11 protein-coding genes are annotated in these 12,211 nt (G+C 65.1%); 9 read left to right on the top strand and 2 right to left on the bottom strand.

Going from position 1 to position 12,211, the window contains the following annotated elements:
- Positions 1–6: 6 nt before the first annotated feature.
- Together rnpA and rpmH are read right to left on the bottom strand one after the other, a co-directional pair.
- Complete coding sequence (rnpA, locus tag ACYVJ8_RS12580; RefSeq protein WP_460712889.1) at positions 7–459, bottom strand: ribonuclease P protein component; 453 nt, start codon at positions 457–459, stop codon at positions 7–9.
- Positions 460–534: 75 nt separating this feature from the next.
- Complete coding sequence (gene rpmH, locus ACYVJ8_RS12585; protein WP_036139660.1) at positions 535–675, bottom strand: 50S ribosomal protein L34; 141 nt, start codon at positions 673–675, stop codon at positions 535–537.
- A 319-nt stretch (positions 676–994) separates the two neighbouring features.
- On the opposite strand from rpmH, the gene dnaA reads away from it, so the two are divergent.
- The 9 genes from dnaA (at position 995) to ACYVJ8_RS12630 (ending at position 12,189) form a co-directional block, all read left to right on the top strand.
- Positions 995–2,335, top strand: coding sequence for a chromosomal replication initiator protein DnaA (gene dnaA, locus ACYVJ8_RS12590; protein WP_460712891.1), 1,341 nt, complete (start codon positions 995–997; stop codon positions 2,333–2,335).
- 452 nt (positions 2,336–2,787) lie between these two features.
- Positions 2,788–3,888, top strand: coding sequence for a DNA polymerase III subunit beta (dnaN, locus tag ACYVJ8_RS12595; protein WP_460712893.1), 1,101 nt, complete (start codon positions 2,788–2,790; stop codon positions 3,886–3,888).
- Positions 3,889–3,973: 85 nt separating this feature from the next.
- Positions 3,974–5,113, top strand: coding sequence for a DNA replication/repair protein RecF (recF, locus tag ACYVJ8_RS12600; protein WP_460712895.1), 1,140 nt, complete (start codon positions 3,974–3,976; stop codon positions 5,111–5,113).
- Between the two features lie 160 nt (positions 5,114–5,273).
- Positions 5,274–7,751 carry a DNA topoisomerase (ATP-hydrolyzing) subunit B gene (gene gyrB, locus ACYVJ8_RS12605; RefSeq protein ID WP_460712897.1) on the top strand — a complete coding sequence of 826 codons (2,478 nt, stop codon included), beginning with the start codon at positions 5,274–5,276 and terminating at the stop codon, positions 7,749–7,751.
- A gap of 141 nt (positions 7,752–7,892) precedes the next feature.
- Positions 7,893–8,699 carry a M48 family metallopeptidase gene (locus ACYVJ8_RS12610; RefSeq protein ID WP_460712899.1) on the top strand — a complete coding sequence of 269 codons (807 nt, stop codon included), beginning with the start codon at positions 7,893–7,895 and terminating at the stop codon, positions 8,697–8,699.
- A gap of 114 nt (positions 8,700–8,813) precedes the next feature.
- The gene (locus ACYVJ8_RS12615) at positions 8,814–10,043 is read left to right on the top strand and encodes a tetratricopeptide repeat protein (RefSeq protein ID WP_460712901.1); all 1,230 of its coding nucleotides are present in this window, start codon (positions 8,814–8,816) and stop codon (positions 10,041–10,043) included.
- 154 nt (positions 10,044–10,197) lie between these two features.
- Complete coding sequence (locus tag ACYVJ8_RS12620) at positions 10,198–10,866, top strand: energy transducer TonB (RefSeq protein ID WP_460712903.1); 669 nt, start codon at positions 10,198–10,200, stop codon at positions 10,864–10,866.
- Between the two features lie 79 nt (positions 10,867–10,945).
- Entirely contained in the window at positions 10,946–11,719 is a 774-nt protein-coding gene (locus ACYVJ8_RS12625) for a MotA/TolQ/ExbB proton channel family protein (RefSeq protein ID WP_460712905.1), read from the top strand.
- A gap of 38 nt (positions 11,720–11,757) precedes the next feature.
- Complete coding sequence (locus ACYVJ8_RS12630; RefSeq protein ID WP_460712907.1) at positions 11,758–12,189, top strand: ExbD/TolR family protein; 432 nt, start codon at positions 11,758–11,760, stop codon at positions 12,187–12,189.
- Positions 12,190–12,211 lie beyond the last annotated feature (22 nt).

Below are 12,211 nucleotides of genomic sequence, written 5' to 3' on the forward strand. Positions count from 1 at the left end.
ACGCAGTCAGAGGGAGGTGGGGTCTGGCCCGGTCGAGGCAAGACCATCGCTGGCAGCGCGTGCGTCCGGCGCGGGCGGCATTGTGCCGGGCACCGCAGTCACCGGCAACGCAGCGGCCGGCAGTGCGCCCAGGCGACGCAGCAAATCGAGGAAATGGCGTTCGAGCTGTTCGCGCGACGCCTCGCGCGCGCTCGGGCGCGCCACGACGACGTAGTCGCCGGCGGCCAGCGCGGTGCGATGTTGGCGGAAGATTTCGCGCAGGGCGCGTTTGATGCGGTTGCGGCCCACTGCATTGGGATCGACCTTGCGCGATACCGCGAGCCCGAGCCGGGCCGGCGTCTCGATCGCGTGCCAATGCACGGCTAGCCGCGGCGTGGCCTGGCGGCGGCCGTGTTCGAAGATGCGATCGAAATCCGCGCGCGCACGTACCCGCGCGGTGCGCGGGAAGCGGGAGGTCATCGAAGTCATGCGGCCGCCGACAAGGCGAAGGCGGCCGTGGGCGTGCTTACTCGAAGCAGGCGCAGCCGTCTGCGCTTAGGCGCAGAGGCGCTTGCGGCCCTTGGCACGACGACGGGCGAGGACCTTGCGGCCATCGGCGGTCGCCATGCGGGCACGGAAGCCGTGGTCGCGCTTGCGCTTGAGGTTGCTGGGCTGGTAGGTGCGCTTGGTGGCCATGGTCGGCTCGGCGTAAACGACGGAAAAGACTGGGGATTCTATCGGCGGTGCGCGCCGGAAGCAACCCTCCCCTACTTCGGACCGATGAGCACCCGCCCGAGACCGCGTGTTGACGCTCGGAATTGATGTCGTTCTGCGACTTCTCCCGACATTGTGGAACCGGTGCGCAGCCTGTGGACAAGTCCTGTTCCGCGCCCCCGCTGCGGTGATAGGCTGGCGCCCCTCCTCCCCTCTGCCCGGCGCGATTAACGCATCGCGTTGAGCCCTTTTTTCGCCGCGACTTTGGTCGCGGGCCGCCGATAGCGAGTAGTCCCACCTGATGGAAGCCTGGCCCCGCTGCCTCGAACGCCTGGAAGCCGAATACCCGGTCGAAGACGTCCACACCTGGCTGAAACCTCTGCAGGCCGCACGTCGCGACGATGTGACCGTGCTGTATGCACCCAACGCCTTCGTCGTCGAGCACGTTCGCGAACGCTACCTCGGCCGTATCCGCGAGCTGCTGAGCCATTTCGCCGGCAGCGCGGAAGTGCAGCTGGAAATCGGCGCCCTGCCGCGTGCGTCAGCTCCGGCCGCCCTGGTGGAGAGCATTCCGGTGCGTGGCGGGGCCGAACCGGCCCGCAGCGAACCCTTCGAAGGCAACCTCGATGCGCACTACACCTTCGACAACTTCGTCGAAGGCCGCAGCAACCAGCTTGGCCGTGCCGCGGCGATGCAGGCGGCGGCGCGACCGGGCGACCGCGCGCATAACCCGCTGCTGCTCTATGGCGGCACCGGCCTGGGCAAGACCCATCTGATGTTCGCCGCGGGCAATGCCATGCGCGTGGCCAATCCGAACATGCGCGTGCTGTACCTGCGCAGCGAACAGTTCCTGGCCTCGCTGATGAAGGCGCTGCAGGACAAGACCAACGGCATGGCGGCGTTCAAGCGCCAGTTCCAGCAGGTCGATGCGCTGCTGATCGACGACATCCAGTTCTTCGCCGGTAAGGACCGCACCCAGGAAGAGTTCTTCCACACCTTCAACGCGCTGATCGACGGCAAGCAGCAGATCATCCTGACCTGCGACCGTTTCCCGCGCGAGGTCGACGGCCTGGAGCCGCGGCTGAAATCGCGCCTGGGCTGGGGTCTTTCGGTCGCGATCGATCCGCCCGACTTCGAAACGCGCGCGCAGATCGTGTTGAGCAAGGCGCGCGAGCGCGGCGCGCATATTCCCGAGGACGTCGCGTTCCTGCTCGCCAAGAAGATGCGCAGCAACGTGCGCGACCTGGAAGGCGCGCTCAACACGCTGGCCGCACGCGCCAACTTCACCGGCCGCGCCATCACCACCGAATTCGCGCAGGAAACGCTGCGCGACCTGCTGCGCGCGCAGCAACAGGCGATCGGCATTCCCAACATCCAGAAGGTCGTGGCCGATTACTACGGCCTGCAGATCAAGGACCTGCTGGGCAAGCGCCGCACCCGCTCACTGGCGCGCCCGCGCCAGGTGGCGATGGCGCTGGCCAAGGAATTGACCGAACACTCCCTGCCCGAGATCGGCGACGCCTTCGCTGGCCGCGATCACACCACCGTCCTGCATGCTTGCCGCCAGATCCGCGGCCTGCTCGAGACCGACGGCAAGCTGCGCGAAGACTGGGACAAGCTGATTCGCAAGCTCAGCGAGTAAACGCGGCGCGCCGGCCGCTCCCCCAACCTGTAGCCGTCCGGTCGCCGGCCGACGCAATATTTTCCGCTTCGCCCCTGCGCAGCCGCCTGCAGGCGCGGTATCGTTCGCATATGCAGGTGTGACCGGTGGATATCCCGCTCCGGGTCCGAAGGGACCGAGCGCGTCGCCGCGAACAAACCTGTGGACAAGCGGTGGACGCCGCCACTTGCTCACAGCCCTGTGCGGAGTCCTTGCGCGCAATCTGTGGACAACTCGGACGCGGCGAATCGCCCGCAGAGTTGTCCACAGCTTGTGCCCCGGCTCACGGTCGGTTTCCACTAGGCTTGTTAGTTACAGATTTTCCTTTTGAATCAAAGGCTTGATGCTGTTTTCCGCAGATTTTCGCGGCTCCATCATCACCATGCTTTTGATTTATTCACTACCTTTGTTTTGGTACCGGGGAGCGGCATCGAATGCGTTTCAGCCTGCAACGCGAAGTCTTTCTGAAGCCCTTGGCGCAAGTCGTCAATGTCGTTGAGCGTCGGCAGACCCTGCCGGTCCTCGCCAACCTGTTGGTCCAGGTGAAGAGCGGACAGTTGTCGCTCACCGGCACCGATCTGGAAGTCGAGATGGTGTCCCGCATCGGCGTAGACGATGCGCAGGACGGCGAGACCACGATCCCGGCACGCAAGCTGTTCGAGATCGTTCGCGCCCTGCCCGACGGCAGTAAGGTCACGGTCTCGCAGACGGCGGACAAGATCACCGTCCAGGCGGGGCGCTCCCGTTTCACCCTGTCCTCGTTGCCGGCCAACGATTTCCCGTCGATCGACGAAGTCGAGGCGACCGAACGCGTCCGCGTTCCGGAGGCCGGCCTGAAGGAACTGATCGAACGCACGGCGTTCGCCATGGCTCAGCAGGACGTGCGCTACTACCTCAACGGCCTGTTGTTCGACCTGCGCGAAGCCAGCCTGCGCTGCGTGGCTACCGACGGCCATCGACTCGCGCTGTGCGAAGCGGCGCTGGACGCAGGCGCCAGCACCAAGCGCCAGATCATCGTGCCGCGCAAGGGCGTGACCGAGCTGCAGCGCCTGTTGGAAGGCGGCGAGCGCGAACTGGAACTGGAGATGGGCCGCAGCCACCTGCGGGTGAAGCGCGACGATGTCACCTTCACCAGCAAGCTCATCGATGGTCGTTTCCCGGATTACGAGGCGGTCATCCCGATCGGGGCGGACAAGGAGGTTCGGATCGACCGCGAGGTCCTGCGTGCCTCCCTGCAGCGTGCGGCGATTCTTTCCAACGAGAAGTACCGCGGTGTGCGTATCGAGGTCTCTCCGGGCCAGTTGAAGATCAGCGCCCACAATCCGGAGCAGGAAGAGGCGCAGGAAGAGGTGGAGGCCGATACCCGCGTGGGCGATCTCGCTGTCGGCTTCAACGTGAATTATCTGCTGGACGCCCTGACCGCCCTGCGCGACGAGACGGTGGTGATTTCCCTGCGCGACGCCAATTCCTCGGCGCTGGTGCGGGAAGCGTCCAATGAACGCTGCCGCCACGTGGTCATGCCCTTGCGGCTCTGATTCGCGCAATGTTCCACGTGAAACGCCCGGCTTCGGCCGGGCGTTTTGTTTTGTGGCCTCCCCACTCCTCCCCTAGAGTGCGCCCATGCATGTGACACGCCTGGACCTCCGCAATCTGCGCCGATTCAATGACGCGAGCCTGCGCCCCGCCCCGGGACTCAACCTGATCACGGGAGAGAACGGTGCCGGCAAGACCAGCCTCCTGGAGGCGTTGCACCTGATGGCTTACGGGCGCAGCTTCCGGGGGCGGGTTCGCGATGGCTTGGTGCGCGCTGGCACTCCGGCGCTCGAGGTGTTTGTCGAGTGGGCCGAGGCAGTGGCGACCCAGCTCAGGCCAGGGCTCAGCGTCACCGAGCCTTCGATGGCCAGTGCCCTGCGCACGCGACGGGCGGGTCTGCGCCATAGCGGCCAGGACTGGACCGGACGGCTCGATGGCCAGACAGTGGATCAGCTGGGGGAACTCTGTGCCGCGCTGGCTGTGGTCAGCTTCGATCCCGGCAGCCATGTACTCATCAGTGGAGGCGGCGAGCCGCGGCGGCGCTACCTCGATTGGGGGCTGTTCCACGTGGAACCTACCTTTCTGCCCATTTGGCGCCGATACGCGCGGGCGCTGCGCCAGCGCAATGCGCTACTGAAGTCGCGAGCGCCGGGTGCGCAGCTGGACGCGTGGGACGCCGAACTTGCAGACGCTGGGGAGCCGCTGACCCGATACCGCCAGGGCTACCTCGATGCCGTGCTGCCCCACTACACGGCGTTGCTTGCTGATCTCGCGCCGACCTTGGGTGTCGGCGGCCTGCAATACCTGCCTGGCTGGCGTCGGGAGGAGATGCCCCTGGCCGATGCATTGCTGGTTCATCGCGAGCGGGACCTGGCCAGCGGCCATACCTCCGTAGGTCCGCATCGGGCCGACTGGGTCCTGAGTTTCGGGGCTTTGCCCGGGCGCGAGGCGCTGTCGCGCGGGCAGGCCAAGCTCACCGCGCTCGCGGCCCTGCTTGCCCAGGCCGAGCACTACGCCTCGCAAAGGGGTGAATGGCCGGTGGTGGCCCTGGATGACCTCGCTTCCGAACTCGACCGCGGCCACCAGCGGCGCGTCCTGGAGCGGCTGCTAGCCTCCGGGGCGCAGATCTTCGTTACCGGCACCGAGCGGCCGCCCGGCCTGGAGGGCCTCCAGGCGCCCGCTGCTGTGTTTCACGTGGAACACAGTCGAATCGAGCCGGTTAGCTAAGCGGGAAGCTGGCCGCTCCCTGACGCCGGGTCCGCGACGGCCCGACGCCGCCCACCGGGGGGCACCCGGCGCCGTTATACTTCGTCCACATATATCTAAGAGTCTCGGCGCGAGCTTCCGGTCCTCGGAATCCCCGCGCCGCCGGAGCCTGCTGCACCCCATGACGATCCAGAACGAGCACGACCCCGCGCAAGATTCGACCCCGGTCGAACCCTCCCAGACCTACGACTCCAGCAAGATCACCGTCCTGCGTGGTCTGGAAGCCGTGCGCAAGCGTCCGGGCATGTACATCGGTGACGTGCATGACGGTACCGGCCTGCACCACATGGTGTTCGAGGTCGTCGACAACTCGATCGACGAAGCCCTGGCCGGACATGCCAACGAAGTCATCGTCACCCTGCATGAGGACGGCTCCTGCTCGGTCTCGGACAACGGCCGCGGCATTCCGGTCGACATCCACAAGGAAGAAGGCGTCTCCGCGGCCGAAGTGATCCTCACCGTGCTGCACGCCGGCGGTAAGTTCGACGACAACAGCTACAAGGTTTCCGGCGGTCTGCACGGCGTCGGCGTGTCCGTGGTCAACGCGCTGTCCGAGCACCTGTGGTTGGAGATCTGGCGCGACGGCGGCCACCACAAGCAGGAATACGCCCTGGGCGAACCGCTCTACCCGCTCAAGCGCCTGGAAGATTCGAACAAGCGCGGCACCCTGCTCCGCTTCAAGCCGTCGGTGGAGATCTTCACCGACGTCGAATTCCACTACGACATCCTGGCCAAGCGCCTGCGCGAACTGAGCTTCCTCAATTCGGGCGTGAAGATCACCCTGATCGACGAGCGCGGCGAAGGGAAAAAGGATGTCTTCCAGTACGAAGGCGGCATCCGCTCCTTCGTCGAGCACCTGGCCCAGCTCAAGACCCCGCTGCACCCGAACGTGATCTCGGTGTCCGGTGAGATGAACGGCATCACAGTGGACGTCGCCCTGCAATGGACCGACGCCTACCAGGAAACGATGTTCTGCTTCACCAACAACATCCCGCAGAAGGACGGCGGCACCCACTTGATCGGCTTCCGTGCTGCGCTCACGCGCACGCTGTCGAACTACATCGAACAGAACGGCATCGCCAAGCAGGCCAAGATCACCTTGTCCGGCGACGACATGCGCGAAGGCATGATCGCGGTGCTGTCGGTGAAGGTGCCGGACCCGAGTTTTTCCTCGCAGACCAAGGAGAAGTTGGTCAGTTCAGAGGTTAGGCCGGTAGTTGAGGCTACGTTCGGTGCACGTTTGGAGGAGTTCCTGCAAGAACACCCCAACGAAGCCCGCGCCATCGCCGGCAAGATCGTCGATGCGGCCCGCGCCCGCGAAGCTGCGCGCAAGGCCCGCGACCTGACCCGCCGCAAGGGCGCCCTGGATATCGCCGGCCTGCCCGGCAAGCTGGCCGACTGCCAGGAGAAGGATCCGGCGCTGTCCGAACTGTTCATCGTCGAGGGCGACTCGGCGGGTGGCTCGGCCAAGCAAGGCCGCAACCGCAAGACGCAGGCGATCCTCCCGCTCAAGGGCAAGATCCTCAACGTCGAACGCGCACGCTTCGACCGCATGCTGTCCAGCGCCGAAGTCGGCACGCTGATCACCGCGCTCGGCACCGGCATCGGCAAGGACGAGTACAACCCGGACAAGCTGCGCTACCACCGCATCATTCTGATGACCGACGCGGACGTCGACGGCTCGCACATCCGCACGCTGCTGCTGACGTTCTTCTATCGGCAGATGCCGGAGCTGATCGAACGCGGCCACGTCTATATCGGCTTGCCGCCGCTCTACAAGATCAAGCAAGGCAAGACCGAGCTGTACCTGAAGGACGATGCAGCGCTCGACGCCTACCTCGCCGGCAATGCGGTCGAAGGCGCGTCGCTGATCCCCGCCGACGGCGAACCGCCGATCGCCGGCGAGATGCTGGAAAAGCTGCTGCTCGCCTACGCAGGCGCACGCGAGGCGATCGCGCGCAACGCGCACCGCTACGATCCGATCGTGCTGGAGTCGCTGATCGATTTCACCCCGCTCGATGCGGTCACGCTTGCCAGCAACACCGACGAGCGCGCCGAACTCGACGCACTGCAGTCGCGCCTCAACCGCACCGGGCTGGGCAAGCCGCGCTATCGACTGGAAGTCCACCACGCGCAACAGGGCGCGACGGATTCGCGCCATGCGGCGTTGCTCGTGCATCGCACCCACATGGGCGTCGAACATACCCAAGTGCTGCCGATGGCGGCGTTCGACAGCGGCGAATTGCGCGCCGTGCGCGAAGCCGCCGCGCTGCTGCACGGATTGGTTCGCGATGGCGCGAAGATCCTGCGCGGTAACCGCGAGCAGCCCGTGCAGAGCTTCGCCGAAGCGCAGACGTGGTTGATGGAAGAAGCGAAGAAGGGCCGCCAGATCCAGCGCTTCAAGGGCCTGGGCGAAATGAATCCGGAACAGCTGTGGGACACCACGGTGAATCCGGAGACGCGTCGCCTGCTGCAGGTCCGCATCGAAGACGTCGTCGCCGCCGACCAGATCTTCTCCACGCTGATGGGCGATGTGGTTGAACCGCGCCGCGAGTTCATCGAAGAGAACGCGCTGAAGGTCGCCAATCTGGACGTTTAATCGCGCCAACCGGGCGGCTTCCCCCGCCCTGTTTCGCAAGCGCGGAGCCGTTATCCCGGGATCGCGGAAACGGCCTCATTCGTTGACGAAGTGTTAATACAGCCGGGACTACAACCGGATCACCCATTCAGGATGATTGCGATGAAACGTCTGCTGCTTGTTGCCGCGGTGACCCTGTTGCTCGCCGGTTGCGCTACCACCACCTCACCTACTGGGCGCAGGCAGGTCGTCGGCGGGGTCTCCGAAGAACAACTCGCACAACTGGGCGCGCAGGCGTTCGCCGAAACCAAGGCGAAGACGCCGCAAACCACCGACAACCGCCAGGCAGGCTATGTGCGCTGCGTGGTGCAACAGATCGTCGCGCAGCTGCCTCCCGACTGGCAGCGGACGAACTGGGAAACCGCGGTATTCGTGGACAGCTCGCCCAATGCCTTCGCGCTGCCTGGCGGCAAGGTGGGCGTCAACACCGGCATCTTCACCGTCGCCAAGAATCAGGACCAGCTCGCCGCCGTAGTGGCGCACGAAGTGGGTCACGTCTACTCGCATCATCACGACGAACGCATTACCCGCCAGCTGCAAGCGCAGTTCGGCTTGAACATCGCGGCGGCGCTTCTGGGCGGCCGCTACGGACAAGGCGCGGCCGACGCGACCAGTCAGCTCGGCGGCGCGGCGGCGCAGGCGCTGTTCCTGCTGCCCAACAGCCGCACCCAGGAAAGCGAAGCCGACATCGTTGGCCAGCAACTGATGGCCCAGGCCGGCTTCGATCCGCGCCAGGCCGTGAACCTGTGGGAGAACATGATCGCGGCCAGCCGCAGCCGTCCTCCGGAATGGCTGTCGACCCATCCCGATCCGGAAAACCGCATCCAGGAACTGAACAACCGGGCCGCGGGCCTGGTGCCTGTGTACCAGCAGGCGCGTGCGTCGGGCCATACGCCCAAGTGTGGCTGACCGTAGCAGCAGACACGCACCCAAACCCCATATCGTCCAGGCGGCCGTTCTGCTAGCGTGACGGCCCCCTGGCCCGCCACCTCCCCATTCCGGGCAGCAACAAAGGTGATTGCAATGACTTCCACTTCCTCCCGTAGCACCGTCCTGGCTGCCGCTGTGGCTGCCGTGCTCGCCCTGGGCGCCATTCCGTCGGCAAACGCGCAAAGCGCTTCCGAACGTGCGCAACAGCGCCGCGAGGAGCGCGAAGCCAAGAAGGCCGCTAAGGAAGGCACGAAGCCGGCCGCCGCCGAGCAGTACCCCAATGCCACGCGCAAGGTGGACTCGAAGGCGTCGGCCAAGGCCAGCCCCAAGTTGCAGAAGATGGTGAAGCTGTACGACGACGACAAGGGCGCCGAGGCTCGCGCCATCGCCGACGAAATCATCGCCAACACCGCGTTCAACCCCTACGACCACGCCTTCGCCGCGCAGCTGGCGGGCCAGATCGCCTACGAGGCGAACGAAACTCCGGCTGCCCTGGATTACTGGAACAAGGCGCTGGAATTCAACGGGCTGGACAACAACGCCCACTACAACCTGATGTACACGGTCGCCCAGATCCAGCTGCAGGAAGAGAAGTACACCGAGGCGCTGGCGACGTACGCACGCCTGGAGAAAGAGACGAGCACGCAGAAGCCGGAGCACATGCTCGTCAAGGGCAATGCCCTGTTCCGGCTCGACCGCTTTCCCGAAGCGATCGCCGTGTTGAAGCAGGTGCTGGCCGCCAATCCGGAAGGAGCCACCCTCACCAACGCGCAGCAGTTGCTGATGGCGAGCTACGCCGAATCCAACCAGCCGGCCGAAGCCTCCAAGCTCGCCGAAGCGATCGCCGCGAAAGCGCCCAACGATCCCAACGCGCAGTTCAACCTGGCGAACACGCTCTACAACGTGGAACAGTACGGCAAGGCCGCCGAAGTGCTGGAAAAGCTGCGTGCCGCCGGACAGTTCAAGGAAGAGAAGAACTACAAGATCCTGATCGCCTCCTACAGCCAGATGGATGGCAAGGAAAAGCAGATCATCGACGTGGTCAACGACGGCCTGAAGAAGGGCGTCCTGAAGCCGGACTTCAACAGCTACGTCGCCCTGGCGCAGTCCTACTACTACTCCGACCAGCCGGGCCCGGCCATCGACGCGTTCCGCAAGGCCGCACCGCTGGACGACGACGGCGAGACCTATCTCAACCTCGCCCGCCTGCTGTGGCAGGAAGAGCGCATCCCCGAGGCAAAGGAAGCTGCCAAGCAAGCTATTGCGAAAGGCCTGAAAAAGCCGGAAGACGCCAAGAAGATCCTGGCACTCCCTGCAAAATAAGAGCCACACCGCACAAAAATGCCCATTCGCGCTTGGAAGGCCTGGCGCGAATTGGTATATGCTAGGAGGTTCCTGCGATCTCGCTCTTGAGCGCAGGAATTGAACATCGCCCGCGGCGCCCTGGCGTCCGGAATAACTTCCCGAGCTACGGCGAATGACGCAAGCCCTCGAAATCCATACTCACGACGACGAGCCCGAAGGTCTTAATTGGGCCCGTATCACCGGCATCAGCATGGCGCTCGCCGTCCACGTCGGCGCCCTGCTGCTGCTGCTTGCTCCGCTGGCCGCACCGCCGAGCGAAAAGGCGAAAGAAGAGACCACGATTGTGAACATCGTGCGTCCGCCGCCGCCCCCGCCGCCGCCGCCGCCGCCGCCGCCGGAAGAACCCAAGCCGCAGGTGATCCGTCAGCTGTCGCCGCCGCAGCCCACCACGCTGCCGCCGCCGCCGGAACAGCCGCCGATCGAGGTCGAAGACCCCAGTCCGGTCGACCTCCCGCCGGTCCCGCCGTCGCCCCCGGCGCCGCCGCGTCCGTCGGAAACGATCGCCGGTTCGATCGACCCGTCCTCGCAGCGCATGAACCCGCCGGATTACCCGGCCGCGGCCGTGCGTGCCGGCATCACCGGTACGGTGGTGATCCTGGTCGACATCGACGCGCAGGGTAACGTCCTGAACGTCCGCGTCGAGAAGTCCAGCCGCAACCGCGATCTGGACCGAGCCGCCCAGGACGCACCGAAGAGGAAGAAGTGGCGCTTCAACCCGGCCAAGGAAAATGGTACGGCGGTGCCCAGCACCGTGCGCGTCCCGGTGGTCTTCAACCTCTAAGTTTCAAACCCCGGCCGTGCGCGGTCGGGAGACTGTTGTAATTAGCAATCCCACCTTCCACGACTAAAAGGTAAGCGTCATGTTGCAGGAAACCACCGCCGCCGCCACGGCTCAAACCGGGGGCTCCAACGCCGCCGCTCTGTCGCAGATGGGCTTCGGCAATCTGCTGCAGGAAATGCTCAGCAACCCGGGTCACTACGCCGTTTCCTGGGCGGTGCTGACCACCTTGACCCTGATGTCGGTCCTGTCGATCTACTGGATCGTCACCAACTTCATCAAGAACGTGCGCCTGAAGAGCACGTCCGACCGCGTCATCAGCACGTTCTGGGAAACCCCGAACGCGCAGGACGCGATCCGCTTCATGGAAGAGCAGCCGCGCTTCGAGCCGTTCTCGAAGATCGCCCTGGACGCCGCCCAGGCCGCCGCTCACCACCAGCGCCACGAAGGTTCGCGCCTGGTCGAGTCGCTGAACCGCTCCGAGTTCGTTGACCGCGCCCTGCGCCAGGGTGTGACCCGCGAATCCTCGCGCCTGGAAAACGGCCTGACCGTGCTCGCCACCGTCGGTTCGACCGCTCCGTTCGTCGGTCTGCTCGGTACCGTGTGGGGCATCTACGGCGCCCTGATCCGCATCGGTGCTTCGGGCAACGCGTCGATCGACGCCGTCGCCGGCCCGGTGGGTGAAGCGCTGATCATGACCGCGCTCGGCCTGTTCGTCGCGATCCCGGCCGTGCTGGCCTACAACTTCTTCACCCGCCTGAACCGCGTGACGAACAACAAGTTCGACACGTTCGCTCACGACCTGCACGACTTCTTCGCCACCGGCGCGCGCGTCGGCGAAGTCGCCAAGCGCTGATCCCACAGGTCTGTCAGTAGTCGCTCCGGAGTTCGAACATGGCTTTCAGTTCTGATAGTGGTGGTGGCCGCCCGATGGCGGAAATCAACGTCACGCCGCTCGTCGACGTGATGCTGGTGCTGCTCATCATCTTCATGATCACCGCGCCGCTGATGACGCATAAGGTCAAGGTCGATCTTCCGGAAGCGAACCTGGATCACCGCATAGACGACGTCGTCAAGGTCACCCCGATCACCATCGCGGTGGAAGACACGGGTGCGCTGTACTGGAACGACGAGCCGGTGACCAAGGGCGTGATCGAAAGCCGCTTCTCGGTCGAAGCGCAGAAGACCCCGCAACCGCAGGTCAACGTGCGCGGCGACAAGACCGCCAAGTACAAGCTGGTGCAGGAAGTGGTGCAAATCGCCCAGAGTCAGGGCATGCGCAAGGTTGGGTTCGTGGCGATCAAGGATCGCTCGGGCCAGCAGTAACCGCTAACCGGAGAAACAGAAC

It is taken from the genome of Lysobacter terrae, from assembly GCF_054782215.1.